At 48.5% G+C, this 26,145-nt stretch carries 29 protein-coding genes and 1 other annotated feature; all 29 genes read left to right on the forward strand.

Annotated features, from left to right (window positions below; translation table 11 throughout):
- Positions 1-5: 5 nt before the first annotated feature.
- The 29 genes from CB4_RS05755 (at position 6) to CB4_RS05895 (ending at position 26,144) form a co-directional block, all read left to right on the forward strand.
- A complete protein-coding gene (locus CB4_RS05755) occupies positions 6-1,664 on the forward strand; it encodes a GspE/PulE family protein (RefSeq protein ID WP_096463975.1) in 1,659 nt (552 codons plus the stop codon).
- Positions 1,665-1,729: 65 nt separating this feature from the next.
- Positions 1,730-2,773 (forward strand): type IV pilus twitching motility protein PilT, encoded by a 1,044-nt coding sequence (locus tag CB4_RS05760; protein ID WP_096463976.1) that lies wholly within the window; start codon positions 1,730-1,732, stop codon positions 2,771-2,773.
- A complete protein-coding gene (locus tag CB4_RS05765) occupies positions 2,754-3,989 on the forward strand; it encodes a type II secretion system F family protein (protein ID WP_331713185.1) in 1,236 nt (411 codons plus the stop codon). The genes CB4_RS05760 and CB4_RS05765 overlap by 20 nt, the downstream gene beginning before the upstream one ends.
- Before the next feature lie 21 nt (positions 3,990-4,010).
- Positions 4,011-4,454, forward strand: coding sequence for a prepilin-type N-terminal cleavage/methylation domain-containing protein (locus tag CB4_RS05770; protein WP_096463977.1), 444 nt, complete (start codon positions 4,011-4,013; stop codon positions 4,452-4,454).
- A 187-nt stretch (positions 4,455-4,641) separates the two neighbouring features.
- Positions 4,642-5,412: a prepilin peptidase gene (locus tag CB4_RS05775; protein WP_231956158.1), complete on the forward strand. Its 771-nt coding sequence runs from the start codon at positions 4,642-4,644 to the stop codon at positions 5,410-5,412.
- Positions 5,413-5,462: 50 nt separating this feature from the next.
- Positions 5,463-6,464 carry a type IV pilus biogenesis protein PilM gene (gene pilM / locus CB4_RS05780; RefSeq protein WP_096463978.1) on the forward strand — a complete coding sequence of 334 codons (1,002 nt, stop codon included), beginning with the start codon at positions 5,463-5,465 and terminating at the stop codon, positions 6,462-6,464.
- A gap of 5 nt (positions 6,465-6,469) precedes the next feature.
- Entirely contained in the window at positions 6,470-7,081 is a 612-nt protein-coding gene (locus CB4_RS05785; protein ID WP_096463980.1) for a PilN domain-containing protein, read from the forward strand.
- A gap of 3 nt (positions 7,082-7,084) precedes the next feature.
- Entirely contained in the window at positions 7,085-7,870 is a 786-nt protein-coding gene (gene pilO, locus CB4_RS05790) for a type 4a pilus biogenesis protein PilO (protein WP_096463982.1), read from the forward strand.
- A 108-nt stretch (positions 7,871-7,978) separates the two neighbouring features.
- Positions 7,979-9,109, forward strand: coding sequence for an SPOR domain-containing protein (locus tag CB4_RS05795; RefSeq protein ID WP_096463984.1), 1,131 nt, complete (start codon positions 7,979-7,981; stop codon positions 9,107-9,109).
- A gap of 130 nt (positions 9,110-9,239) precedes the next feature.
- Positions 9,240-9,851, forward strand: coding sequence for a Maf family protein (locus CB4_RS05800; protein ID WP_373681342.1), 612 nt, complete (start codon positions 9,240-9,242; stop codon positions 9,849-9,851).
- An 83-nt stretch (positions 9,852-9,934) separates the two neighbouring features.
- Positions 9,935-10,639: a RadC family protein gene (gene radC, locus CB4_RS05805; protein ID WP_231956159.1), complete on the forward strand. Its 705-nt coding sequence runs from the start codon at positions 9,935-9,937 to the stop codon at positions 10,637-10,639.
- Positions 10,640-10,740: 101 nt separating this feature from the next.
- Positions 10,741-11,781, forward strand: a complete 1,041-nt coding sequence (locus CB4_RS05810) for a rod shape-determining protein (RefSeq protein ID WP_096463988.1) — start codon at positions 10,741-10,743, stop codon at positions 11,779-11,781.
- A gap of 14 nt (positions 11,782-11,795) precedes the next feature.
- Entirely contained in the window at positions 11,796-12,716 is a 921-nt protein-coding gene (gene mreC, locus CB4_RS05815; RefSeq protein WP_096463990.1) for a rod shape-determining protein MreC, read from the forward strand.
- The gene (gene mreD / locus CB4_RS05820; protein ID WP_096463992.1) at positions 12,713-13,231 is read left to right on the forward strand and encodes a rod shape-determining protein MreD; all 519 of its coding nucleotides are present in this window, start codon (positions 12,713-12,715) and stop codon (positions 13,229-13,231) included. Before mreC ends, mreD begins: the two co-directional genes overlap by 4 nt.
- Positions 13,232-13,293: 62 nt before the next feature.
- A complete protein-coding gene (gene minC, locus CB4_RS05825) occupies positions 13,294-13,962 on the forward strand; it encodes a septum site-determining protein MinC (RefSeq protein ID WP_096463994.1) in 669 nt (222 codons plus the stop codon).
- Between the two features lie 23 nt (positions 13,963-13,985).
- Entirely contained in the window at positions 13,986-14,783 is a 798-nt protein-coding gene (gene minD, locus CB4_RS05830; protein ID WP_096463996.1) for a septum site-determining protein MinD, read from the forward strand.
- A gap of 34 nt (positions 14,784-14,817) precedes the next feature.
- Complete coding sequence (gene rodA / locus CB4_RS05835) at positions 14,818-15,954, forward strand: rod shape-determining protein RodA (RefSeq protein WP_096463998.1); 1,137 nt, start codon at positions 14,818-14,820, stop codon at positions 15,952-15,954.
- A gap of 69 nt (positions 15,955-16,023) precedes the next feature.
- The gene (locus CB4_RS05840) at positions 16,024-17,010 is read left to right on the forward strand and encodes a M23 family metallopeptidase (protein ID WP_096464000.1); all 987 of its coding nucleotides are present in this window, start codon (positions 16,024-16,026) and stop codon (positions 17,008-17,010) included.
- The gene (locus CB4_RS05845) at positions 17,003-17,848 is read left to right on the forward strand and encodes a M50 family metallopeptidase (RefSeq protein ID WP_096464002.1); all 846 of its coding nucleotides are present in this window, start codon (positions 17,003-17,005) and stop codon (positions 17,846-17,848) included. The genes CB4_RS05840 and CB4_RS05845 overlap by 8 nt, the downstream gene beginning before the upstream one ends.
- 40 nt (positions 17,849-17,888) lie before the next feature.
- On the forward strand, positions 17,889-19,331 hold the full coding sequence (locus CB4_RS05850; protein ID WP_096464004.1) for an Rne/Rng family ribonuclease: 1,443 nt from the start codon (positions 17,889-17,891) through the stop codon (positions 19,329-19,331).
- 64 nt (positions 19,332-19,395) lie between these two features.
- Positions 19,396-19,472, forward strand: a sequence feature (ribosomal protein L21 leader region).
- A gap of 13 nt (positions 19,473-19,485) precedes the next feature.
- On the forward strand, positions 19,486-19,797 hold the full coding sequence (rplU, locus tag CB4_RS05855) for a 50S ribosomal protein L21 (RefSeq protein ID WP_096464006.1): 312 nt from the start codon (positions 19,486-19,488) through the stop codon (positions 19,795-19,797).
- Positions 19,797-20,135 carry a ribosomal-processing cysteine protease Prp gene (locus tag CB4_RS05860; RefSeq protein WP_096464008.1) on the forward strand — a complete coding sequence of 113 codons (339 nt, stop codon included), beginning with the start codon at positions 19,797-19,799 and terminating at the stop codon, positions 20,133-20,135. Before rplU ends, CB4_RS05860 begins: the two co-directional genes overlap by 1 nt.
- 13 nt (positions 20,136-20,148) lie before the next feature.
- Positions 20,149-20,439: a 50S ribosomal protein L27 gene (rpmA, locus tag CB4_RS05865; RefSeq protein WP_096464010.1), complete on the forward strand. Its 291-nt coding sequence runs from the start codon at positions 20,149-20,151 to the stop codon at positions 20,437-20,439.
- A 115-nt stretch (positions 20,440-20,554) separates the two neighbouring features.
- On the forward strand, positions 20,555-21,112 hold the full coding sequence (locus tag CB4_RS05870; RefSeq protein WP_157737815.1) for a Spo0B domain-containing protein: 558 nt from the start codon (positions 20,555-20,557) through the stop codon (positions 21,110-21,112).
- Positions 21,113-21,125: 13 nt separating this feature from the next.
- Complete coding sequence (gene obgE / locus CB4_RS05875; protein ID WP_096464014.1) at positions 21,126-22,406, forward strand: GTPase ObgE; 1,281 nt, start codon at positions 21,126-21,128, stop codon at positions 22,404-22,406.
- A gap of 545 nt (positions 22,407-22,951) precedes the next feature.
- Complete coding sequence (locus CB4_RS05880; RefSeq protein WP_096464016.1) at positions 22,952-23,131, forward strand: hypothetical protein; 180 nt, start codon at positions 22,952-22,954, stop codon at positions 23,129-23,131.
- 151 nt (positions 23,132-23,282) lie between these two features.
- Positions 23,283-23,879 carry a DedA family protein gene (locus tag CB4_RS05885; RefSeq protein WP_096464018.1) on the forward strand — a complete coding sequence of 199 codons (597 nt, stop codon included), beginning with the start codon at positions 23,283-23,285 and terminating at the stop codon, positions 23,877-23,879.
- Positions 23,880-24,346: 467 nt separating this feature from the next.
- Positions 24,347-24,793 (forward strand): ACT domain-containing protein, encoded by a 447-nt coding sequence (locus tag CB4_RS05890; protein WP_096464020.1) that lies wholly within the window; start codon positions 24,347-24,349, stop codon positions 24,791-24,793.
- Between the two features lie 49 nt (positions 24,794-24,842).
- Positions 24,843-26,144, forward strand: a complete 1,302-nt coding sequence (locus CB4_RS05895) for a homoserine dehydrogenase (protein WP_096464022.1) — start codon at positions 24,843-24,845, stop codon at positions 26,142-26,144.
- Position 26,145: the final 1 nt, after the last annotated feature.

Here is a 26,145-nt window from a genome sequence, read left to right on the forward strand (position 1 = left end):
CTTCGATGGCGCGGAAACGTCTTGGTGATATCCTGATTGAGAGCGGCATGATCTCAGAAGAGCAGTTGAAAAAAGCGCTAGAAGAGCAGAAAAAATCAAAGCTGAAGCTGGGGGATCATCTACTTCAGACCGGATATATTACGGAGCAGCAGCTAATTGAGACGCTGGAGTTCCAACTGGGTATCCCACATGTTCGTCTGTTCCGCTACCGACTTGATCCATCTCTTTCGAGCATTGTGCCGGAAGAGGTCGCTCGCCGCAACATGCTGATCCCGATAAAAAAAGAGGGCAACAGACTTACGATTGCGATGGTTGATCCGATGGACTATTTCGCCATTGATGAACTGCGGATGAGTACGGGATTTGCGATCGAACCAGTCATTGCTACGCGTGATGAAGTACAGCGGGCGATTAATCGCATATATAGCATGCAGGACTCGGTAAAAGAGCTCATGGAGAATATAAATTCGGCATCGGATGTGGAAGAGGCCGAAGTAATGGATGAGGATTCACCGATTGTCCGCCTTGTAAATCAGATGTTTGAGCAGGCAACACAGCTTCGAGCGAGTGATATTCACATTGATCCACAGGATGACGGCGTTCGGATTCGCTATCGGATTGACGGAATGCTTCGTACGGAGCGGGTGCTGCCCCGTCATATGCACGGGATTTTGACTGCCCGTCTTAAAATTATGGCGAACTTGAACATTGCGGAACGGCGCGTGCCGCAGGACGGACGCATGCAGCTGCGGATTGCGTATAAAGAATACGATATTCGTGTTTCAGTGCTGCCGACGGTTTTCGGGGAGAAAATGGTAATGCGTCTGCTGGATTTAACGAATGTCATGATGGAAATTGATCAGCTTGGCCTGACAAGGCGCAATCTGGTCGCCTTTCGTGAGATTATTCGAAAGCCAAATGGCATCTTTCTGCTGACAGGTCCGACAGGAAGCGGAAAATCGACGACACTGTATGCGGTGCTTCATCATTTGAATCGTGAGGATGTAAATATTATCACGGTAGAGGACCCGGTGGAGTACCAGCTTGAAGGAATTAATCAGGTTCAGGTCAATTCAGCTATCGGCATGACGTTCGCCTCTTCGCTGCGTTCGATTCTCAGGCAGGACCCGGACATTATTATGATCGGGGAAATGCGCGATACCGAAACAGCTGAGATTGGCATCCGGGCCGCGCTTACCGGCCACCAGGTACTGAGCACACTGCATACGAATGATGCGATTAGCAGTGTGATTCGTATGAGTGATATGGGGATTGAGCCGTTTTTGATCGCATCGTCTGTGAATGGAGTGATGGCGCAGCGGCTCGTACGCCGTATCTGCAAGGAGTGCCGCGATGAATATCCGGTAAATGAGCATGAGCAAGCCATCTTTGCTCAGCGCGGTGTTAAGGTTGAGAAGCTGTGGCGTGGCAAAGGTTGTGCCGCGTGCAATCTTACCGGCTATCGGGGGCGAGCGGCGCTGCATGAAATCTTTTCGCTTGATGATACGATGCGCCGTATGATTGCAGAGCGAGCCCCTGCTTCTGAACTGCGCCGTCATGCGATGAAAAACGGCATGATTTTGCTGCTTGATGATGGGCTGATTAAAGTGACGCAGGGCATTACGACGATGGAAGAAGTATTGCGTGTTTGTGCTACGGAATAAAAATAAAAAATTTTTAATGATATGGGTACTAAGTAGTAGTAAAATATAATCAGGGGTAATGAAGAATGAGCGAGATTGATATTAAGAAATTGCTAAAGTACGCTTGTGAGAAGAAAGCGTCTGATCTTCATATCACGGTGGGATCTGCTCCCGTTTTCCGGATTGATGGGGAATTAAGACGGCTTGATATTCCGTCGCTTACACCGCAGGATACGGAACTGATGGCCCGCGAGCTAATTCGAGAGAATCTGTACGCGTCGTTTATCGAACGGGGGGAGCTTGATTTCTCATACGGCCTGCCGGGAGTATCGCGTTTTCGTGTTAATGCGTATCATCAGCGCGGCTGTATCAGTCTGGTAGCTCGCGTTGTGCCATCGGGTATTCCAGGACTTGATTCTCTGGCGTTGCCTGAAGTACTCAAGACGCTTTGTCGCAAACCACAGGGGCTTGTACTCGTTACAGGTCCGACGGGTAGCGGGAAATCGACCACGCTTGCGGCAATGATCGACTATATTAACAGTACGATGCGCAAGCATATCATTACGCTGGAAGATCCGATTGAATATTTGCATAAGCATCAGCTTTCAATCATCAACCAGCGGGAGGTCGGATTTGACACGAATAATTTTGCGAGCGGGCTTCGATCAGCGCTCAGACAGGACCCGGATGTCATTCTAGTTGGGGAGATGCGTGATCTGGAGACGATTAGTACGGCGATTACGGCAGCGGAAACCGGGCACCTCGTATTCGCAACGTTGCACACATCGGATGCACCGCAGACCATTGATCGCATCATTGATGTATTTCCAGGGAGTCAGCAGCCGCAGGTTCGAATTCAACTGGCATCTGTTCTGGTCAGCATTGTCTCTCAGCGTTTGTTCCCAAAAGTGGGGGGCGGACGGGTAGCAGCGACAGAAGTGCTGGTGAATACATCGGCCATCGGCAACTTGATTCGCATGGAGAAAGTGCATCAGATTAAAAGCATGATGCAGACAGGTCGCGAGCTTGGCATGCACACGATGGAGATGTCGATTAAGGAACTGCTGGGTCAGGGGAGCGTCGCACGTCAGGCGGTACAGCACCATCTGAATGAAAGGGCTTTTGAGTAACATGCCGTTGTTTTCGTATGAAGCAGTCGGGCTGGATGGAGTCAAGACAAAGGGCAAGCTTACGGCGGCAAATAAGCTGTTAGCACTTGCGGAGCTGAAGCAGCAGGGACTGTATGTTTCCGTGATTCGTGAAGAGAAGCAAGGTGTGTTGAAACGGGAGATCACGCTGTTTCGTCCAGTTAAGAGTAAAGATTTTATTGTGTTTTTGCGGCAGCTCTCAACACTCATTAAGGCGGGTGTTGGCATTGTAGAAAGTATTCATATTCTTGCCCAGCAGAGTGAGAGTAAGCGGCTTCGTCAGGTGCTGCTTGATATTGAGATTGAGATTCAAGGGGGACGGCAGCTTTCGGAAGCATGCGCAAAGCATCCACGTATTTTTGATGAATTGTATATTAGCATGCTAAAAGCAGCTGAGGCGTCCGGTAGTATGGAAACCATACTGGACCGGATGGCCGGGTTTTATGAGAAGTCGCATTATACGAGAGAGAAGCTCAAATCTGCGATGATTTACCCGCTTACGATGCTGGGACTTACCGTGGGAGTTACCTTGTATTTGCTGACAAATGTGGTGCCCATGTTTGTCCAGATGTTTAACGGGCTGCATGCAGAACTTCCCGCTATTACGAAAAGCGTCGTGGCCGTTAGTAATAGCATGATTGAAACATGGTACATGTATGTACTGGCTATACTCGGCCTATATATTGCCCTGCGGTTGATTTTTCGTACGAAGCGAGGACGATACTGGGCGGATTATATGAAACTACGTATCCCGGTGTTCGGCAAGCTGTTGCAAAAAGGGGCGCTGGCGCGGCTGAGCCGGACGATGAGCACGCTGTTTGCGAGTTCCGTGCCGGTCTTACAGGCACTTACGATTGTGGAGAATGTGGCGGATAATCGGGTGATCGGGCAGGCAATCGCCAAATCAAGAGACAGCTTGCGAGCAGGTCGACCGCTATCTGAACCACTCAAGCAGGAGAAGGTTTTTCCACCGCTTGTAAGTCACATGATTGCGATCGGGGAGGAGACCGGCGCAATGGATGGGATGCTAGAGAAGATTGCGGAATTCTACGAGGCGGAAGTAGAGAACTCGGTTGAGCGCATTAAAGCGCTCATTGAGCCTGTTATGATTATCGTACTTGCGGTTATCATCGGTTCGATTGTTCTATCTATCATGGTACCGATGTTTGAGATTTTTAACCGAATTGATCAACAGTAAAGAAGAAATGGGGAGTGTGTTATGTTCAAACGTTTGAGGGAAGATCAGAAAGGTTTGACACTGATCGAATTATTGGCGGTTGTTGTCATCTTGGGGATTATTCTTGCAATTGCAATCCCTTCAATTAGCGGGATTATTGAGAAGCAGAAAGCAAAGGCGCATCAGTCTAATGCACTGATGATTCTTGATGCAGCGAAGTTGTATTATATTGATCATCCAGATCAGACAACTAATGCTAGTGGTGTTACAGCAACTGTCCTGGTACAAAACAGATGCTTGGAGGATATTCCAAAAAACCCGTTCACAGGTAATGGATATAACGGTAACAATATTGTTGTCGTTTACAATAATGGAAATCCGCAAATTACGCTTTCTACAGAAGTATCAAATAATCCGAATCCGGATGCTAAGGAGTACAATCAGTTCACCAGAAGTCAAGTGCTAGGTGTAGCGGATAATAAATAATCAGGAACAACTCCTTAAACATAGTAAGACGAAGTATGGTGTGAAATGGAGGAGAGAAGAGCGAGAAAACACAAGAATGATGGTAAGGTGGGAAAAGACAATGCCTTTTCCGCCTGCTAATCGCCCTTATGTTTTCTCCCCCTCATCTCTTTTCTCTCCACATTCTTAATAAACAGGGAGGAGGAGCGTGGTGATCAGCTCTATCATTACAGGATTCTTTTTTTTATATGGGCTGATACTAGGCTCGTTCTTCAATGTTGTTGGACTCAGAATGCCGAACGGGGAGTCAATCGTACGACCACGTTCCTACTGTCCGCACTGCCATCGTACGTTAGCGGCACGCGATCTGGTGCCGATTCTATCATATATGTGGAATAAGGGACATTGCCGATACTGCGGGAATCCAATCCCACCCGGTTATTCTGTCATGGAATTCATAACTGGATTGTTATTTGCGGTGACGTATCAAGTATTTGGCTTAACGCCTGAAACAGGCATGGTTTTGCTGTTCATCTCCGTTCTCGTTATTGTCACGGTATCGGACCTGGCGTATTTTCTTATTCTGGATAAAATTACATTTCCGGCGTTTTTTGCGATACTTATTCTTCGTTTCTTCATTCACCCGAATGAGTCGTATGAATCGCATCTTATTGGCGCGGGGCTTGGATTTGGCATCTTTTATATTATCGCTATGTTTGCACGGGGCGGATTCGGTTTGGGAGATGTAAAGCTGTTTGCAGTCGTCGGGTTGTTTCTTGGTTGGCCGCGTCTGCTAGTTGTCATCATGCTATCCACTTGTCTCGGTACGCTGTTCGGGTTGCTCATGATGGTGGCGGGACGTGCGACGGAAGGGCGCAAGACTGCCATTCCGTTCGGCCCGTTTATCGCGCTTGGAAGCGTGTTAGCTGTCTTTTTCGGTTATGATCTGATTGACTGGTACTGGAGTCTGTTCTGGTGACGGTCATTTTGTAGTATGATTTTGCCTGTGTACAGGTAAGGAGGAAGGATATGAAGCTTCCATTTTTCCGGCAGCCTACCGGTTCGGTAGGCATGCTGTTGACAGATACCGGCCTGCGGTACGCGGAAGTACGTACGACGGGGGATCGGGTTCAGGTCAAACAGGCAGGGTTGATTGAGCTTGAGTCCGGCTGTGTAGAGGGTGGTCGGATTGTTGATATGGAGAAAACAATAGCTCGTCTTAGCGCCGGGCTTCGGCACACACGCCTGAAGCATAAACGAGTGAGTGTATCGGTCCCGACTTCCATGGTCATCGTGCGGACGGTTCCGCTTCCAAAAGTGCCAGCCCGTGAAGTGCGACCGCTTCTGGAGATGGAGCTTTCTTCAACGGTGCACCTGCCGTTTACCAATCCATATTTTGATTATTATAAGCTTCCAGATGAAGTGATAGAAGAGAGAGAGAATGAGGAAGGTCAAACAGAGACGATACGGCTCGACAACTATCTGATAGTGGCCGCTCCAGGTGGTATAATTGAAGAGTATACCGGACTTTTTGATCGACTTGATCTGTCGCTTCATGCAATCGATATTGAGCCACTGGCACTGCACCGCCTTCTTATGCGGGCAGGAGTAGACAATGAATCGTGTATGATGTACATGCAGTTTGGTACAGATGTGATCAATGTCTCCTTTTTTCAGGAAGGAGTTCCTGAGTTCATCCGTAGCATCCCGCTTACGCTGTCCAATTATCAGTCGGTGGCGGGGGCACATATCCCAGAAGGTCTCGAAGCATTTGCGATCGAGGCTACACGTGAAGTGGAGCGTGTTCTTAATTTTTATCAGTTCACGATAAAAAATGATGGGACACGTGTTAGAACGATCCGTATTACCGGCACGTTTGCTGGGGCCGAGAAAGTGATCGAAGTTATGCGCGGAGTATTGTCGGGGATTGATATTAGCCTGTTTCCGGCTGACCATATTATTCATCCGTTTTTTGAAGACCGCGACATTCAAGATTATACAATTCCAATCGGATTATCAATGAAAGGTTGAGCGGCATGGTTGAGATTAATCTTCTTCCCCCGAAAAAACCAAAAATCAACACGCATAGACTGACGGTGGGCATCCTTTCGTTTGTCTGGGGAGTCGGTACGATTGTAACCGGGTACGCACACTATAGTGCGATACAGGAACAAGGAGCATTGTCTCAGCAGATTGAGCAGCAGGAGAAGATGCTGTCGCGTGCCGAGCAAAAGCAAAGTGCAGATCAATCACCGGCTACATGGCAACAGTATGCCGATCTTTCAGAAAAAATGAAGCAATTGTTTTATCCACCAACCGTTATGCTCGATGAGCTAGCACAAAGTCTGCCTGAGAACAGTCGGTTAACAGAGGTGAAGTATACGTTGAATGGACAGATTACTGTCCAGGGATATTTTGAGAAGTATGAAGATATCGCAGCGTATGTCCATCATCTCCAGAAGTCACCTCATATGGTGAGTGCTACTATGAAAAGCATTACAGCGCTTCCGGTTACATGGAATGGCAAAGAAGAGCCTTCCCCGTTAGTAAAAGCAGTAGGAGGCAAGGTACAGCCGCGCTATCGGGCGGAGTTTACGCTGGTTGCGGTAACAATTGATGAGAAGAATGTTGTGCGGAAGAAGGGATAGTCGATGGAAGAAAAGCAGCGTCAGTCGATTCTTATCTTATTCAGTTTGCTGTTCGTACTGCTTGCTGTTTACTACTTTCTTTATTATCAGCCTGCTGTGAGGGAGAAAGAACAGGCTCTAGTACGTGTAGAGACGCTAAAAAGCAAAGTGAGCGCCATATCATCCAACCAAAAACAGACAGATGGCAAACCGCCGCAGGAGCAAGTGCAAAAAATTGCCGAGCGCATCCCGGTTGAACCGTATACCGATCAGCTTGTGCTTGATCTGGGCAATCTACAGAGTATCGGTCGTGTGCAGATTGTGACCGTTTCGTTTGAGGAAGGGAAAGACGTGAACGTAAAGCAGCTAGCAGCACTGTTCGGAACACCGCTTGCAAACGAGCAAGAGAACAAGAAGACGTCGCTTGAAGAAAAGCTCGATGTGACCACGAAAAAAGAACCAGCGTCTATTAAAAATGACGTAAAGCCTTCTGTGAATGTACAGGCTGTTGAGCAGGCACTTCCGTCTGAAACGCTGAAAGCGGTAGAGATGAAGCTTACGGTGAAAGGAAATTACTCTGATATTTACACGTTTGTTAACGAACTACAAAATATCTCGCGTTACTTGCGTGTTGATGAGTTGTCGTTTACTTCCCCACGAAAAGATGATTTTGTGATTCCGAAAGACCAGCAGTTGAATGCGTCTCTCAAATTGACAAGCTACTACGCACCCCAGTATGCACCGTTGCTTGATAAGAAACCGGAGCCAGTCGTGCCGGCTGCTGTCGGAAAGAAAGACCCGACTGAATAAGTACAACCTGCCGCGCATTGCGCGGTTTTTTTTATACATAAACACGAGCGGTGGAACATATCGTATAGCGAAGGACAAGCAAAGAGTAATAGGAAGGAGACGCTTTTGATGAGCAAATGTCCAGACTATACGATTCGTACTCGACCCGTCCCCGAAGCGTCCAGGAAGGACACGGAAAGCAAAAATCCAAAAGTAACGCTGAATACAGCGCCTGTTTCTCGGCTGACAGACGGAAGTACGGCGCCTGTTATAGAGCCAGTTCCGATTGAAACCGATATACCGTATGAAGTCGAAACTGTACCGTATGTAGAGGAAGCGGTTGGAAGAAGCGGCTTCATGGGAGGGAAAAAACGGAATCGAAATAGAAACATGCATCGGCTATTCGCAATGCGGATCACTGGAATCGTTGGAGGAGCAATTGCGGTTGGCCTGCTGTTTGGCTATGCCGCTCTACAGATGCTTGCTGTTCCGGAAAAAAAACAGCCACCTGTGCCAGCTCGATCGACAGCTGTGCGATCCGATGTGCAGGTCCCTTCCCCGGCTGCTTCTGTTCCGAAGCCGAAAGCTGAAGCGGTCGTACCGGCTGCCCAAACAAAATCAGTAGCGCTTGCCTTCCCTGCGCTTTCGCTTTACATGGTACAGGGCGGAGTTTTTACGACAAAAGAAGGGGCGATGCAGGAGCAGGCGGCCTATAAGCAGAAAGGCTGGCCGGTATATCAAGTAGCAGATGGCGGCAAGTACGCCGTGTTTCTCGGTATGGGGATCTCCAAGGAGGATGCGGTGTCCATTGCTCAAATGTATCGGGATGCGGGGCAGGCGGTGTATGTGAAAGAGAAATCTGTAGCCGCTTCATCGGTTGCGATTACGGTGCCGGAGGGGCTGGCCGCGAAAGAAGTTGCGAACATCACAAAGATTGGAGAAGTACAGGCAGCTCTGTTTAAAGAGCTGTCAGCTATGGCAGGTACAGGATTTAGAGACGGGAAGGTGGCACCTGAACGGATGCAGCGGGCAGTCGAGCTTCATCAGCAACTGCTTGAGAAGGGACGAAGTCTGCTTGCTGTTACAGAAGAAAAAAAGAAGCCGTTCATTCAGGCAGTATTGAACGAAGCAACGACGTCAGTAGCAGCGATGAAGCAGTTTGGCTCACAGTCGAACCGGACGTATTTGTGGCAGGCAGAAGAAGCGATGATGAAATGGATGGAAGCTTCGAAGTTGTGGCAAAATTCTATGAAGCAGTAGAAGGGAGGGAGACCTCCTTTTTTTGTTGTTATGTCCCTGTGACTTTGTTACACTATAATACAATATGTGTCTACGTGGAAGAAGAGGCATATGAACGTACTGAATTGTATTTTTTGGCTAAAGCAGGTGAATGATGTTGGCAAAGGCAAAACAACGCTCTTTAATTCTTGCATCCGCATCACCGCGGCGCAAAGAGCTTCTTGAAGGACTCGGTTTGACGTTTACCGTACAGCCGAGTGTGGCGAATGAAGTAGTGGAGGGTGGAGTCTCTCCGGAAGAATTCGTAACCATTCTAGCTCGACGTAAAGCCCGTGATGTTGCATTTTCTCTTGCGGAGCCAGAAGAAGAAGTAGCGCTTGTGATCGGCTCTGATACCGTCGTTGTGCTAGACGGTGAGATTCTCGGTAAGCCGGTGGATGAATTTGACGCATTTCGCATTCTCTCAAGCCTTCAGGGGAAAACCCACACCGTATATACCGGGATATGCATTGTAGAAGCAGCGACTGGCAAAGAAAAGGTCGGCTTCCGGGCAACTCATGTTACGATGCGACCGCTGTCCTCAGACCGCATCCGTCGCTATATCGCTACCGGCGAACCGATGGATAAAGCGGGGGCCTATGGCATCCAGGGATACGGTGCAACGCTTGTAGAGAATATGGACGGCGATTATTTTTCAGTTGTTGGCCTGCCTGTGTCATTGGTCAGTGACTTTTTGGAAGAATTTGGTGTACAATTACTCTAGGTGCTTATAGCGCCTGTGGGGCGTACACATCATGTACAGCAACGAGAACCCCCGGATTTTATACGGAATGGGGGAAGATCGACATGCATCCAGATAAGACGTTGGAGTCGTGTGTGATGCTGCGTGATATACCGGTGGCGGAGAGGCCAAGAGAGCGCATGGAGCGCTTCGGGCCTGCTGCACTATCGAATGAAGAACTGCTCGCTGTGCTGCTCAGAACGGGAACGAAGCAGGAATCCGCCTTGGCTCTTGCTGGGCGGATGCTATACGAGATCGGTGACTTGCGCGGGTTAAAATCCGTTTCGCTTGAAGAGTTGACTACGATTAAGGGGATAGGTAGCGCAAAAGCACTTATGATTCTTGCTGGATTGGAGCTTGGACGTCGCATTGCACTTCCGCCACTCAGCCGCGTTGCAGTTCGTTCACCGAAAGATGTAGCGGATGTGATGATGGAGGAGCTACGTTATCACACACAGGAGCATTTTGTCTGTCTGTACTTGAATACGAAAAATCAAATTATCGGAAAAGATACCGTATTTATTGGAAGTTTGAATTCATCGGTTGTCCATCCACGAGAAGTATTTCACAAAGCCATTCGTCGCAGCAGTGCATCTGTGATCTGTCTTCATAATCATCCGAGCGGGGACCCCGTTCCAAGCAAAGAAGACATTGATGTAACACGCCGCTTGCGAGAAGCTGGCAGAATACTTGGGATTGAACTGCTCGATCATGTTATTATAGGGGATGGACAGTTTTATAGCTTAAAAGAAAAAGGACATTTCTCATGATGGTGCTTTTTTCCTGATTGAAAATAAGGGCCATTCGAGTATAATTTTATAGTTGTCGTATGACAGATTCGATCTGTAGCATGAAGGGAGATATCACACCAATGTTTGGTAGCTTTAATAGAGACATGGGTATTGATCTGGGAACAGCTAATACGTTAGTGTATGCAAAATCTAAAGGAATTGTAGTGCGTGAGCCGTCTGTGGTTGCACTTCGTACGGATACCGGCAGTATTGAAGCGGTAGGTAATTCTGCGAAGAGCATGATTGGCCGTACGCCAGGTAATATTGTGGCGGTGCGCCCGATGAAGGATGGCGTAATCGCAGACTTTGAAACAACAGCAACGATGCTGCGCTATTTTATTGAGCAGGCGCAAAAAAGCCGTGGACTGTTCTCACGCAAACCGAATGTTATGGTGTGTGTGCCATCCGGCATTACCGCAGTAGAGAAGCGTGCGGTAGAAGATGCGACGAAGCTTGCGGGTGCACGGGAAGCTTTCACGATTGAAGAGCCGTTCGCAGCAGCAATTGGCGCTGATCTTCCGGTATGGGAACCGACGGGAAGCATGGTGGTTGATATCGGTGGCGGTACAACAGAAGTCGCGATTATCTCACTGGGCGGTATTGTAACAAGTAAGTCAATTCGTGTCGCAGGCGATGAGATGGATGAAGCGGTTATTCAATACATTAAGAAGAAATATAGCCTGATGATCGGGGAGCGCACATCCGAAATCCTTAAAATGGAGATTGGTTCTGCGATTTCACCTGAACAGAAGGAAACAATGGACATTCGCGGTCGTGATCTGATCACAGGCTTACCGAAAACGATTGAAATTACGGCGCAGGAAATTGCGGATGCATTAAGTGAAACGGTAACGAGCATTATTGATGCTGTGAAGATTACGCTGGAGAAAAGCCCACCAGAACTTGCAGCTGATATTATGGACCGTGGTATTGTTCTGACAGGCGGCGGTGCGCTGCTGCGCAACATGGACAAGCTTCTCGCTCAGGAGACTGGCATGCCGGTTATCGTAGCGGAGAACGCGCTGGACTGTGTAGCAATTGGGACAGGACGCGCGCTTGAGAATCTGCATTTGTTTAAATCAAAGTCAGGCATTACTCAGCGTTCCGGACGCAATCGATAAGCGGGTGTTGACGGGTGATCAATTTTTTTGGCAATAAACGACTCATTGCAATATTGATTGGCCTGATCGTGCTGATCGTCGTTATGGGTGCTACCATCAAGGAGCGCCCTTTTGCTACCTGGCCGGAGCGAGTTCTTAGGGACACGTCGTCGTTCGTACAGGGCATCTTTTATAAGCCGGCTCTGATGATGTCTGGCGCTGCTGGTGGGGTTCGGCATATTTTTACAGTGTACGAGGAGAATAAACAGCTAAAGGCAAATCAGGACCAGTATGCTCGCGTGAAGACAGAAGTAGACGAGTTAAAGCGACAAAACCGGGAGCTTCGCCAGATGCTTGATATTAAAGATAACAAGCTGTCTAAGTACGATACAGTGGCGGCAGATGTGATCGCACGTACGCCGGATCGCTGGAACAATCTGCTGACAATCAGCAAAGGGAAAAATGATGGGATTGCACCAAACATGGCGGTTCTTTCGTCTGATGGAGCGCTCATTGGGCGGGTGCAGTCTGTATCTACGTTCTCCTCGCAGGTAGAGCTTCTGATGGATATTGAGGAGGAGAATCACATTGCTGCCGTGATTCAGGGAACGCAGGCGATCTATGGGGTCATTGAAAGCTATGATCTGGATAGGCATGAGCTGATTATGCGGAAAATCCCGAAAGCAAAAGACTTGAAAATTACTCCGGGACAGTACGTAACGACGTCCGGCATGGGCGGCGTAATGCCAGCCGGGTTAGTAATTGGCCAGGTTAGTTCTGTTGGTGAAGGGGATTATGGCTTGACACAGACGGCGCGGATTACACCTCTGGCGAACTTTTATCAGTTAGAGCATGTATTCGTTGTGAATCGTAGCTTTGTTGTGCCACCTGTTGCCAATAATCCGACGCCAAAGTCCGGCAGTCAAACAGGAGAAGGGCAGGGACCGGCGCAATGAGGAATGGATGGCTTTATGCGGTAATGCTCCTCTTTTTTATACTGGAAGGTACGGTGGCCCAGGTGTTCGCTCCGGACGCATGGGGAGCGAGCTGGATTGTCGTGCCGCGTTTTACCCTGGCCGGAATTGTGCTGATCGGACTGTATGCAGGCCGGAGAAAGGGGCTTATCTTCGGCCTTTTCTTCGGCCTTTTGTATGATGTGCTGTATGCGCAGGTGATTGGGGTAGAGGTATTTACGATGGGGGTAATGGGGTATTTAGCTGGTCTTACATCCCGTTATTTCCACCAGAACTTTATACTTGCCGTGGTCGATGTTATCGTGCTGACCGCGTTACATGAGTGGATTACATATGAAATCTATGATTTGTTTAATCTGGCTTCCATGAGTCTGCTGAATTTGTTTATGAGGGAGATTCTGCCTACTGTTGTGTGTAGTGCACTGTTCACGCTTATTGTGTTCCGACCTTTCAGCTATATCCTGAACCGGACTCTTCTCAAGAAGGAGATTGTGTAGGAAAGGAAGGAAAAAATGTGCGTTGCAGCGAATAGACAAGGAGGTAGGGGGAAGGCTGGCATATGGTAAAATTAAAGCAGAATGTATGGATAAAAGGGACGAAAGATGGACTTGTCTTTCACCTTGATGATGCTTGCGCCTTTAGCGACCTGCTTGATGAGCTGCAAGAAAAAGTGCATAACAGTCACCAGCAGATTTTGAGTGGCCCGATCATCAGTGTTGTGCTCAAATTCGGGCGGCGCTATGTAACGGCGGAGCAGGAGGAGAGTGTCCGGGAGATTCTACGCCATCGCGGCAATCTGGTTGTGCGAAAAGTGGAGTCTGATGTCATTACTAGAGAGGAAGCGCTACAGGACAAGTTGTCCGCTCAGATGCAGATCTATTCGCGGACTGTGCGCTCTGGTCAGGTAATCCGGCATAACGGGGATCTTCTGTTGCTTGGAGATGTGAATTCGGGAGCGCTTGTTGTTTGTACAGGTAGTGTCTATGTATTGGGTTCTCTTCGGGGAACGGTACATGCGGGTGCGGAAGGGAGCGGAGAGGCAATTATCGTTGCGTATGACTTCATTCCAAGCCAGGTACGAATTGCAAATGTGTTGTTCCCTGATTCACTGGAAGCGGAACAAATCAAGCGAATGGAGTTTGTCTATTTAGAAGACAATCATCTTATAAAAGCACCGATGAGCCAGCTTCATAGAATACGGCCTAATCTCGGGCAGTTTGTCATATGAGATAGAGAAGAGGGGGAATCCTCATGAGTGAAGCCATTGTAGTGACTTCAGGGAAAGGCGGAGTCGGCAAAACCACAACGACAGCGAATATTGGGACAGCGCTGGCTCAGTTGGGCAAGAAAGTATGCATGATTGATACAGACATTGGCCTGCGTAATCTAGATCTTGTTATGGGGTTGGAGAATCGGATCATCTTTGATCTTGTGGATGTAGTGGAAGGCAACTGCAAGCTGCATCAAGCAATGATTAAGGATAAACGGTTTGATGATTTGCTGTATTTGCTTCCAGCTGCGCAGACGAAGGACAAGTCCGCCGTCACGCCGGAACAAATGAAGAAACTTGTGGATGAGTTGAAAGCAGATTTTGATATTGTGCTGATTGATTGTCCGGCAGGCATCGAGCAGGGATTTAAAAATGCAGTAGTGGGCGCAGATAAGGCGATTGTCGTCACAACGCCGGAAATTTCTTCTATTAGGGACGCAGACCGGGTGATTGGTCTGCTTGAACGAGAGAATCTTACGATGACATATCTGGTCATCAACCGCATTCGTCCTCATATGACACAGAGCGGCGATATGCTCGATGTGGAAGATGTAGTGGCGATGCTGTCGGTGGACCCGATTGGCTATGTGCCGGATGATGAAGAAGTAATCAAGCATTTGAATTTACGGGAGCCCGTCGCAATGAATCATGAAGCAAAAGCAGGCATCGCATACCGGAACATCGCGCGCCGTATGCTTGGCGATTCGGTTCCGTTTTTAAACATGGACGAGCCGGACGGATTTTTCAAAAAGGTTAAGCGGCTGTTTGGGATGAAATAGGGCGGTGCGTGTACGCATCGGAGGATAGACGACCATGGAGTTCGACAAGAAATATATACGGAATTTAGATTGGCTGTTGATTTTGCTTTTGATGTGCCTTGGCATTTTTAGTTTTATCGGGATTTCTGGGGCGACGATTGCAGCCAACTACGAATGGAAGCAGGTGATCTGGTACGGAATTGGATTTCTTGTTCTGACCGGGATTTTGCTGTTTGATTATCATTTGTTTAGCAATGGGGCGTATGCGCTGTATGGATTCGGGCTTGTTCTGATTATCGGGGTGTTATTCACTCCCTTAAAAAGTGGTGCGCACAGTTGGTATCAGCTGGGTGTGGTTGACTTTCAGCCTTCTGAGTTGATGAAAATTTTTACCATTGTGGCGGTCGCCCGGTATTTAGCGAAGATAGATGAGTTGGAAGAAAGTATTGGGAATTTCCGTCATCTGTTTCGTGTCCTTTTGCTCGTAGGTGTGCCGACTTTTTTGATTTTCATTCAGCCGGACCTTGGCACAGCACTCGTCTTCATGGGCATTCTGTTCAGCATATTAATCGTAGCGGGTTTGCCAATCCGGTATTTTGCCATTATGGGTACGATCGTGGCTATTTTTCTCGGATCGCTGATGTATATTTTTACGTATCACCAGCAGTTTTTTACCCAGCACATTATGCACGAGTACCAGTGGATGCGGATTGCGTCCTGGCTAGATCCATATAACGAGAAATACAAGAAGGAAGGCTACCAGCTTCGCCAGTCATTGACGGCGATCGGGTCCGGCCAGCTTGTCGGCAAAGGAGTTAACCAGGGAACCCAGGCACGTAATGGCTGGGTGCCGGTTGGGGAGAGTGACTTTGTATTTACCGTTATTGGGGAAGAGCTCGGCTTTATCGGTTCAAGTATTTTAATCTTCCTGTATTTCTTTTTCATATATAGGATGGTGCGCATTGCGATGGAGGCTAAAGATACGTTTGGTATGTATGTCATAGCCGGTGTGATCGGAATGTATGTGTTTCAGATTTTCGAGAACATCGGCATGACCATTCAATTGATGCCCATCACGGGGATTCCGCTTCCGTTCATCAGTTATGGAGGAAGCTCGATTGTCACGAACTTCCTTGTCATGGGGCTTGTGCTGAACATCGGGATGCGCCGTAAAAAGCTTATGTTCGATTAAGAATATCGCCCATTTTCCTCTCATACACTTGTACTACGAAACGGACAAGGAAGAGAGGAGGATGGGCGTATGTCATTTTATGATACAGACGGTATCAAACGCCGCCGGGAAGAGAGGGTACGCCGCCTGCGGGAGCAGATGGAGGATACGTACTCTTCCTATTTTTTTGATGAGCAGGACATGTCTCGCCCTTACGAAGAGGATGAGCATGATTCATATAGAGTGGATCGAGCGTATCGTGAGCGTTACCAGGACGATTTGACATATGAACGGGACGAGCGATACGAACAGGCATTGAAGCGGTATCATGAGCATGAAGAACCGTATCGGCGATATGATCACGCAGGAGAGCCATACTCCAGGTATCCGGGTGAACGCTATATTCCAGCAGTCCGCCGTCCGGGCAATCGACCACAGAAGAAGCATTCAGGAACGCCGCCTGCACCGATGCGCCGTGGGGACAAATGGTTGATTAAGATCATCGCCTCCTTGTTCGTGTTAAGCACAGCGTACATTATACAGACGGTTCCATTTCCCGGAGCAGAAAAATACCGGGCCGTGCTGGGGGAAGTATTCGACCGTTCCTATGATTTTGGAGCTATGTCTGCCTGGTATGAGCAAAAATTTGGAGCGGTACCAACGTTGCTTCCGGCAGTCGGCGCTCCGGGCAACGAAGCAAAGCCTGTACTTCAATCACAGGGACTCCTGTTGAAAGCTCCTTCTTCCGGCAAGGTCATCCAGACATTTGCAGAACAGGGGAGCGGCGTATTTTTTACTCCCGGTACAGCGGAGATTCGCGCAGTTGATCAGGGGTGGGTGACATTTGCGGGACAGAAGGAGGGCCTTGGGAATACGGTAATCATTCAGCATGCAAAAGGGGTGGAGACATGGTATTCCGGGCTTGGCAGTGTGAGTGTGAAGCAGAACGACTGGATTGAAGTGCAGAAAGAGATTGGGCGTGCAGCAACAGCGGACAGCAAAGTAAGGCCGGTATATTTTGCAGTAAAGAAAAACGGGCAGTTCATTGATCCGCAGGGCGTGGTGCGCTTTGACTAGCATTGCGTTTCACGTCCACCCGGTTTTTTGGGCGCTCATGCTCCTGGCACTTCTCGCCGGACAGTTCGTTCAGGTCGTGACACTGTTTGTACTTGTTTTGCTGCATGAAGCAGGTCATGTCATAGCAGCGCTTCTGTATGGCTGGCGCATTCGCAAAATTGAGTTGCTCCCGTTTGGCGGTGTGGCCGAAATGGATGAGTGGGGGGGAACGCGAGCGCGGGAAGAAATCGTGGTCACATTGGCGGGCCCGGCAGTGAATGCCGCTCTGATCTTACTCGGCTGGCTTCTGGAATATATGGGAATATGGTCGTCTGTGTGGACGGCTTTTTTTGTGTACAGCAATATGGTGATTGCAGTATTTAACATGCTGCCCATCTGGCCCCTGGACGGTGGTCGCCTGTTGCAGATCGTGTACAGCTTTTTTATCTCGTACCGTCGTTCTATGGATGTGACGTTATACGGAAGTGTGCTGGGGGCACTTGTGCTATTGTACTGGAGCAGTACGCAGCCTGTCCCCCATCTCAACGGCATGGCGGTGTCGTTTTATTTGCTGTTCCACAATGTGATGGATTATCGACAGCGGCCCTATTTGTTTTTACGTTTTCTGCTTTCTAGGCAGGCCCGTCTTTCTCGCTATGCGGAAGGGCTGGCCATTCTGCCGGTGCGAATTGAGCCAGACATGCGGGTGCATGAAGCGGTACGTACACTGCGACGGAATCGGTATCATCATTTTTGGCTGACGGGAGAGCGAAGTGGCTTTGTGCCGGAAGAGAAGCTGCTGGCGTCTTTTTTTGATGCCAGGCTCAGAAATTGTACAGTTCGAGAGCTTTTGCGCTAAAATGGGAAGCAGGATGTTTAGATTGTGAGGGGGAACGGCGTTGAGAAGAATTGTCGTGAACGGTGTGGGTCGGGAAACGCGGGTCGCGATACTCGAGCAGAAGCGGCTGATGGAATACTACCTGGAACGTCCGGAAGCAGATCGGATCGTCGGCAACATTTATCGGGGACGGGTAGAGAATGTGCTACCCGGCATGCAAGCTGCTTTTGTCGATATTGGTACGGGAAAAAATGCATTTTTATATATTGATGACTGTCTTTCACCAGGCGAGGAGGGCAAGCACAAGCCTGCGATTAATCAAGTGGTAACACAGGGGCAAGAAATTGTGGTGCAGGTGAGTAAAGAGTCGTTCGGGACAAAAGGGGCGCGTGTTACGACGCAGGTGTCGCTGCCAGGGCGGTACGGTGTGTTTATGCCGGAAGTGGACTACATTGGGATTTCGCGGCGCATTCAGCAGGAATCTGAACGCACGCGTCTGCGAAACATCGCAGCCGAAGCACTGGGGCCTGGGGAAGGCACAATTATTCGAACGCTTGCAGAAGGGGCAAGTCGGGAAGAACTTGCGGCGGATATTGCCTTTTTGCGTGCCCGGTGGCAGCGGGCATGGGATGAGGCGAAAGATCGGAAGTCGCCTGTACTCGTCCATCGGGATATGGACCTTATCTCGCGTGTAGCGCGTGACATGCTGAGTGAAGAAGTGGAGGAGCTGGTAGTGGACAGCCGTGCATGCTATCAGGAAATTCGGGAGCTGCTAGCACACTATCGCCCTTCGCTTACCGATCGGGTTAAGCTGTATGGCGAGCCGGAGGATTTGTTTGTTCATTATGGAGTAGAGAGCGAAATTGAGAAAGCACTCCGCCGCAAAGTCTGGCTCAAGAACGGCGGATATCTCGTGATTGATCAAACAGAAGCGATGACGGTATTTGATGTGAACACGGGTAAATTTACTGGCAATCATGATCTGGAAGAAACCGTTGTCAAAACAAATGTGGAAGCGTGTTGGGAGATTGCTCGTCAGCTTCGCCTGCGGCGGATTGGCGGCATCATTATTATTGATTTCATCGATATGAAACAGGACGAGCATCGGGCTCGTGTGCTCGATGCGATGAGCCAGGAGCTTAGGAAAGACCGGACAAAAACACACCTGCTCGGCTTTACGAAACTAGGACTTCTTGAGATGACTCGTAAAAAAGAGCATCAGACACTCTCGGATACCCTGCTACGTCTCTGTCCGTCCTGTGATGGCCGGGGCCGCATTTTGTCCGAAGAAACACTGCTTGGCGCCCTGGAGCGCGAGTTGATTGCTCATGGACGAGATGATCGGAATGAATCCGTCACAGTGGAAGTCCATCCGCATGTGTTGGCGTTTCTTGCGCCGCATCGGGACGAGCTTGCACGGGCAAGTGGCCTTGACGTACGCTGCTGTCCGAATGAATTGCTTGATCAACAGAGCTATCGTATTACCCAGCTTGGGAGGAAATAATGGTTGCTTTTGCTGGCAGATTGTGATAATCTATTTTCTGTTGGTTAGTGTGCTTGACGCCTCAAGCAGACTCCAACCGCTCAATTAAGGTTACCAAGTCGGCAGAGGCTGCACCGGATATTGGCGAGTCTGAGTATATGGAGGAGGTGCAATTATGTACGCAATTATCGAAACAGGTGGCAAGCAATACAAAGTAGAACAAGGTACTGAACTCTACATCGAGAAGCTCGAAACAGCTGAAGGTGAGACAGTAACATTCGACAAAGTGTTGCTCGTAGCCGGTGAAAACGGTGTGAAAGCAGGTGCTCCGCTCGTAGCAGGAGCAACTGTAACAGCGAAAGTAGAACGTCACGGTAAAGGTCAAAAAATTATCGTGTACAAATACAAAGCGAAAAAGAACTACCGTCGTAAGCAAGGTCACCGTCAACCGTACACAAAGGTTGTTATTGAAGCAATCAATGCGTAATGATTACGGTACAAGTAAAACGACGCGCAGATGAGTCGATTTACGAGATGAAGATACGTGGACATGCCGGGTCTGCCGAATACGGTCGCGATCTGGTATGCGCCGCTGTTTCTGCAATCTCGCTCGGCACAGTCAATGCGATTGAAATGGTATTGAACATCGCCCTGCCTGTGAAGCAGGGGGAGAGCGGCTTTCTCCATGTTACCGTTCCGGACGAGTATGAATCGGATACGGCGGAGAAGGTGCAGCTTCTCCTCGAAGGCATGATTGCCTCGCTTCGTGCAGTGGAGATGAGCAACGGAAAATATGTCCGCATACAGGACACACGTAAATATTGAGGAGGTGGATCTCATGTTAAGAATGGACCTTCAATTCTTCGCCTCTAAAAAAGGGGTAGGTAGTACAAAGAATGGCCGTGACTCAATCTCGAAGCGCCTTGGCGCTAAGCGTGCAGACGGTCAATTCGTTAAAGCGGGTAACATCCTGTACCGCCAGCGTGGTACGAAGATCTATCCGGGTGCGAACGTAGGCCGTGGCGGCGACGACACGCTGTTCGCTCTGACAGATGGCATCGTTCGTTTCAAGCGTCTTGGTCGTGACCGCAAACAAGTGGTTATCGAGCCAGTAGCAAACGAAGCGTAATAGAGCGCCTGACATAAGGCTGTCGACTCACGTCGGCAGCCTTTTTGCGTGAGTATGGTTCCCATCGTGTCAGAGTGATATAATGGAGAGAAAAGCCGACAGGGAGAGAAGCCGGATGAATAAATTGATCGAAGTTATCAATCATCAGCGGCATGACTGGCTGAACCATATCCAGGTTCTGCTCGGATATTTGAAGCTTCAAAAATACGATTTATGTGAAGAATATATGTATCGTGTCATTAAAGAGGCGAATCGGGATACGCTTATCGCGCGTCTTGCCCATCCGTCTCTTGTGACGTATCTGCTTTCATTTAACGCCCTGCACAAGGAAGTGGTGCTTGACGTCGAGATTCCGGCCCCGTTCTCGCTGCTGGACAGACCGGATCTCGGGAACTGTATTTTGGGCATGGTGGAGACATATCGACAGCATGCACAGATGAATGGAGAACCGAATACGCTTTTGCTGACGTTGACGTATAGTGGGGACTGTTTGCATGGAGTCGCTGATTATGCCGGACGTCTGGATGCGGCGGGAATGAAGCAGGCGCTTGTAGCAATGGAGCAGGAGATAATAGCACTTGGCGGACAGTTTGTGATGGATATTCATACGGATGAAGAGTCTGTGATTGAGTGTATAATCCCGTTCACTGCAGAAGCGGACAAGTCTAGATAAGGGTGGAATCAGCATGTTTGTAGATAGCGTAAAAATATACGTAAAAGGCGGCGACGGCGGCAACGGCATGGTTGCGTTTCGTCGCGAGAAATATGTAGCTGCAGGAGGACCTGCTGGCGGCGATGGTGGGCGCGGCGGCGATGTTGTGTTTGTGGTGGACGAAGGATTGCGGACACTTGTTGACTTCCGCTACCAGCGTCATTTCAAAGCAACACGCGGTGAGAATGGCCGGACCAAGTCCCAGCACGGCGCAGGTGCGGACGATATGGTCGTACGGGTACCACCAGGAACGACAGTGATTGATGACGATACGCAGCAAGTTATTGCGGATCTTGTTATGCACGGCCAGCAGGCGGTAATCGCCCGTGGTGGACGCGGTGGCCGGGGCAATACTCGTTTTGCGACACCGGCGAACTCTGCTCCAGAGATCGCGGAGAACGGCGAACCAGGTCAGGAGCGTTATGTACGCCTCGAACTGAAGGTACTCGCAGATGTCGGGCTGGTTGGGTTCCCGAGCGTCGGCAAGTCAACCCTGCTGTCTGTTGTATCAGCAGCCCGCCCGAAAATTGCGGCGTATCACTTTACAACGATTACGCCTAATCTCGGTGTGGTAGATATTGATGAGGAACGTAGCTTTGTAATGGCAGACTTGCCCGGTCTGATTGAAGGGGCGCATGAAGGGGTGGGCCTCGGTCATCAATTCCTGCGCCATGTAGAGCGGACGCGTGTCATTGTTCATGTGGTGGACATGGCAGGCTCTGAAGGACGTGATCCGTATACCGACTACGTGCAGATCAATGAAGAGCTGAAGCTGTACAATCGGAAACTTGAAGATCGCCCGCAGATTATTGCCGCGAACAAGATGGACATTCCGGATGCAGAAGAAAATCTCGCTGAATTCAAGGAGAAGGTAGGCGATGTGCCAATCTTCCCGATCTCGGCCGCGACCAATCAGGGTATTCGCGAGCTAATGTATGCGGTAGCCGACAAGCTTGATCAGATTCCGTTCCTGCCGGATGTAGAAGAGGTAGCGGAAGAAGAGACAACCGTCATGTACCGTGCAGAGCAGGAAGGACCAGGATTTACGGTGCGCCGCGATAACGAGACGTATGTGGTGGAAGGCGAGAAGTTAGAGAAGCTTGTTAAGATGACAAACCTGAACAGCCACGATTCGATTCAGCGTTTTGCTCGTACGATGCGAAACATGGGCGTGGACAATGCCCTGCGTAAAAAAGGCGCGAAAAATGGCGATATTGTGGTCATTGGCAAGTTTGAGTTTGAGTTTGTGGAGTAGGCGCATATCTGCATGTAATGTAGTAATGGTCGTATAAACAAAGTGTGGTGAGGGAGCCGGGAAGAGAGAATCCTGTCACTTCGGGTTGCTTGGCAGGGAAGCGGAGACTGGCCGCTCCAGAAGACATGCAGACTCGCCCGCAAAGTGCAGGCCAGGGAAGTATGACAGGGAAGAATTGCGGGCAAAGGCCCGTCTGCCTGCCTCCTTCCGCTGGGGAGAGCGCATACAAGGCGTTCCTTGATTCTCTCTTCCCGTCTCCTGACATACTTTGTTATATCCATTGCTAAACTAAGTGCGATCTGTGCCTGCTTTTTGACGCAGTGTAATCGCATAGATGTAATGTAGAGGGTGTTCTCATCATTGATGGGGATACCCTCTTTTTGTTGGCAAAATGAAAAGACGCCTTGATTGGCGTCATACATAATCATCAGGTATACAACCCGATTACGTCCAAGTTTTTACTTCGTGCTCTCTTGCATAATTATCTGATCTATCAGCACACCTTTACATTATATGATAAAATATGTAAAAAAAGGAGGTGTCATGTGGACATTCAATTTGGAACACTTATCTTTCAGGTAATAATGCTTTTTATTTTTGTGGTACTGCCTATTAGCTTGTTAGTTTTTCTGATTCGCAAGCCTTTTAGAAAGCGAGATAACAAAATAGAATTATTAGAAAAACGTATAGAAAAGTTGGAAAATGAAATGAAAAATGGACAATAGAATGGAGCTGCTCGCCTTCTAGTGGATGAAAAAACACAGGATGGTTTCTGGTTAAGATTTGATTTGTTCATACGTAGACGTTACCATTGTGTTTAATGCCAATAAAGTAGTAAATAACATAGAGGAAAAAGGATTAAGGGGCGGCTTTCACATGGAACATCAGTTAGATTACCTACTTGCTCACTATGGTTATTTTGGAATTGTACTCGCTCTTGTAGGAGGCATTGTTGGTCTGCCTTTGCCTGATGAAATTGTGCTGACGTATGTAGGCTATAACATATATCAGGGAAAGATGCTGTATGCACTGTCAGTAGTAAGCGCTGTTATAGGTGCGCTCACTGGAATTACGATTAGCTATTTGTTGGGGATAAAGTTAGGTAGCCCTTTCCTGAAAAAGTTTGGTCCTAAGATTCACATTACAGAAAAGAAAATAGAGCGTACGCAAGCACTCTTCAATAAATTTGGTCCATTTCTGCTCTTTATCGGCTATTTCATTCCTGGCGTAAGGCATGTTACTGCTTATTTAGCAGGTATTTCCTGTTTGGGATTTCGTAAATTTGCTCTTTACGCGTATGCAGGAGGGGTATTGTGGATTTTTACTTTTATCACATTGGGAAGAGTATTGGGGCATGATTGGAAAAAAGCAGAACACTATATCCATCCGAATGGTGGTCTACTTGTTATACTGGTTGTAGTGTTGGTTTTCCTTGTTTTTCTCTATCGCAAGAGGAAGAAAAGGAGTTTGTAATTCATAAAAGCGTAAAGTGAACCATGATAAAGAACAGCCAGCTCACATCGAAGCTGGCTTGTTTTTGTAGTAGTTGTTTTTCATCGGAGCTTAGACATTCAAAACAGAGTGAAGTATAAAAACGAAAGCTTGCGCTGGGAGACGGGAGTGGAAATTAGCGAAACATTGTACGCGACAACCTAGCGGAAGGAGAGAAGCAGACGGGCTTTTGTCCGCAATCTACTTCTTTAGCATGCCTTCGGAAGCGCTTTGCGGACGAGTCTGCAGCTCTCCTGAAGCGGACAGTCTATACTTCCCCGCAGAGCGTACGTAGTGCCGATCATTTTCACTCCCGGCTCCCCACCACAAACTATCGCTTTACACATACATAAAATTTGAAAAATAAACAAATATCCCTTGTAAGGCTGCAAAAAAGCAGGTATACTGTCCATTGTATATAAACATTTGTTTTTACCGGGAGGACTTGTATGGAAAAGAGGGAGGAGCAGTTTTATTTGATCCGCTCGGATGTGCTGCCGGAATCGATTGCCAAAACGATTGAAGCGAAGAAACTGCTTGATTCCGGAGCGGTGGATACCGTGAATGAAGCCGTGGATCGTGTAGGGTTAAGCCGAAGTGCGTACTACAAATACAAGGATAGCATATTTCCGTTTAACTCCATGATGCAGAACATGATTGTTACACTGTCCCTGTATCTGGAGCACCAGTCAGGCGTGTTATCGAACGTGTTGAAATTCGTGGCTGAACGGGGCGGTAATGTATTAACGATAAACCAAACCATTCCGCTACAGGGAATGGCAAACGTAGCGATGTCGATTGACACAGCGCAATTGTCGCAGTCGACGACAGAGTTTTTGGAAGAATTACATGCACTGGATGGGGTCCGTCGTGCCGCGATTGTCGGCCGAGGATAACGTCTGTCTGTACTTATATGTTAATTAGAAAGAAAAGAGGAGAGATATAATGCGAGAAAACACAGTCAAGATAGGCTTAATGGGATTAGGAACAGTCGGAACTGGCGTAGTTCGTATCGTGCAGGGGCATCAGGAAGACTTGCAGAAGCAAACGGGCCTGGCAATTGAGATTGCGAAGGTGCTTGTAAAAAATGCAGAAAAAGAACGTAATATTTCCTTAGATGATGACATCCTGACAACTGATCCGGCTGATCTGGTCGAGAACCCGGATATTGATGTAATCGTGGAAGTAATCGGTGGCATCAACCCAACGAAACAATACATGCTGCAGGCGCTTGAGAACGGTAAACATATCGTTACAGCGAACAAAGATTTGATGGCGCTGCATGGAGCAGAAATCCTCTCCAAAGCACAGGAAAAAGGCTGCGATGTTTTTTATGAAGCGAGCGTAGGGGGCGGCATTCCGATTTTGCGTGCGCTTGTAGAAGGCTTCTCGTCTGACCGCATCACAAAAATGATGGGGATTGTAAATGGAACAACCAACTACATCATGACCAAGATGAGCAAAGAGGGTGCGGATTACGCAGAAGTGCTGAAAGAAGCACAGGAGCTTGGGTATGCGGAATCTGATCCGACCGCAGACGTAGAAGGACACGATGCAGCACGCAAGATGGCGATCCTCGGTACGCTTGGTTTCCACGTAGACATGAACCTCGATGATGTAGATTGCGAAGGCATCTCTCGTGTATCAGCAGAAGACATCGCTCATGCGAAACAGCTTGGCTACGAGATTAAGCTGCTCGGTATTGCACAGCGCGACGGGGAACTTATCGATGTGAGTGTACAGCCTACGCTTGTAGCACGCAGTCATCCGCTTGCGTCTGTTAACGGCGTGTTTAATGCGGTATATGTACACGGCGAAGCGGTAGGAGAGACGATGTTCTACGGACCAGGCGCAGGGGAGCTTCCGACTGCGACAGCCGTTGTGTCTGACCTTGTTACGGTGGTAAAAAACAAGAAGCTTGGCGTTAATGGTCGTGGCAGTGTAGCTCCATATAAGGAAAAGCATCTGAAAACAGACGATCAGATCGTTTCGAAATATTTCCTCCGTTTGATTGTCGATGACAAACGCGGTGTTTTGGCGCAAATCACTCGCATTCTCGCCGATCATGATGTAAGCTTAGAACAAGTTCTTCAACAGCCGTACAATGATGGCAAGCAGTCGGAAATTATTCTCGTTACGCATCAAGCGTCCCGAAAAAATATTTTCGATGTGCGCAAGCTGTTTGAAGAAATAGACAGTGTATACGAAGTGAAAAGCCTCTATCGGGTAGAAGGCGGGGAGGAGTAAT

It is taken from the genome of Aneurinibacillus soli, assembly GCF_002355375.1.
Taxonomy (GTDB): domain Bacteria; phylum Bacillota; class Bacilli; order Aneurinibacillales; family Aneurinibacillaceae; genus Aneurinibacillus; species Aneurinibacillus soli.

Coding starts and splice junctions, on each gene's coding strand:
- radC (WP_231956159.1), top strand. CDS start 9,935: ATGCATCCAGATAAGACGTTGGAGTCGTGTGTGATGCTGCGTGATATA.
- CB4_RS05895 (WP_096464022.1), top strand. CDS start 24,843: ATGCGAGAAAACACAGTCAAGATAGGCTTAATGGGATTAGGAACAGTC.
- CB4_RS05755 (WP_096463975.1), top strand. CDS start 6: ATGGCGCGGAAACGTCTTGGTGATATCCTGATTGAGAGCGGCATGATC.
- mreD (WP_096463992.1), top strand. CDS start 12,713: ATGAGGAATGGATGGCTTTATGCGGTAATGCTCCTCTTTTTTATACTG.
- CB4_RS05890 (WP_096464020.1), top strand. CDS start 24,347: ATGGAAAAGAGGGAGGAGCAGTTTTATTTGATCCGCTCGGATGTGCTG.
- CB4_RS05770 (WP_096463977.1), top strand. CDS start 4,011: ATGTTCAAACGTTTGAGGGAAGATCAGAAAGGTTTGACACTGATCGAA.
- CB4_RS05870 (WP_157737815.1), top strand. CDS start 20,555: ATGAATAAATTGATCGAAGTTATCAATCATCAGCGGCATGACTGGCTG.
- rpmA (WP_096464010.1), top strand. CDS start 20,149: ATGTTAAGAATGGACCTTCAATTCTTCGCCTCTAAAAAAGGGGTAGGT.
- minC (WP_096463994.1), top strand. CDS start 13,294: ATGGTAAAATTAAAGCAGAATGTATGGATAAAAGGGACGAAAGATGGA.
- CB4_RS05765 (WP_331713185.1), top strand. CDS start 2,754: ATGAAAGGGCTTTTGAGTAACATGCCGTTGTTTTCGTATGAAGCAGTC.
- minD (WP_096463996.1), top strand. CDS start 13,986: ATGAGTGAAGCCATTGTAGTGACTTCAGGGAAAGGCGGAGTCGGCAAA.
- CB4_RS05860 (WP_096464008.1), top strand. CDS start 19,797: ATGATTACGGTACAAGTAAAACGACGCGCAGATGAGTCGATTTACGAG.
- CB4_RS05885 (WP_096464018.1), top strand. CDS start 23,283: ATGGAACATCAGTTAGATTACCTACTTGCTCACTATGGTTATTTTGGA.
- CB4_RS05810 (WP_096463988.1), top strand. CDS start 10,741: ATGTTTGGTAGCTTTAATAGAGACATGGGTATTGATCTGGGAACAGCT.
- pilO (WP_096463982.1), top strand. CDS start 7,085: ATGGAAGAAAAGCAGCGTCAGTCGATTCTTATCTTATTCAGTTTGCTG.
- CB4_RS05840 (WP_096464000.1), top strand. CDS start 16,024: ATGTCATTTTATGATACAGACGGTATCAAACGCCGCCGGGAAGAGAGG.
- CB4_RS05760 (WP_096463976.1), top strand. CDS start 1,730: ATGAGCGAGATTGATATTAAGAAATTGCTAAAGTACGCTTGTGAGAAG.
- CB4_RS05785 (WP_096463980.1), top strand. CDS start 6,470: ATGGTTGAGATTAATCTTCTTCCCCCGAAAAAACCAAAAATCAACACG.
- rodA (WP_096463998.1), top strand. CDS start 14,818: ATGGAGTTCGACAAGAAATATATACGGAATTTAGATTGGCTGTTGATT.
- obgE (WP_096464014.1), top strand. CDS start 21,126: ATGTTTGTAGATAGCGTAAAAATATACGTAAAAGGCGGCGACGGCGGC.
- rplU (WP_096464006.1), top strand. CDS start 19,486: ATGTACGCAATTATCGAAACAGGTGGCAAGCAATACAAAGTAGAACAA.
- pilM (WP_096463978.1), top strand. CDS start 5,463: ATGAAGCTTCCATTTTTCCGGCAGCCTACCGGTTCGGTAGGCATGCTG.
- CB4_RS05800 (WP_373681342.1), top strand. CDS start 9,240: ATGATGTTGGCAAAGGCAAAACAACGCTCTTTAATTCTTGCATCCGCA.
- CB4_RS05795 (WP_096463984.1), top strand. CDS start 7,979: ATGAGCAAATGTCCAGACTATACGATTCGTACTCGACCCGTCCCCGAA.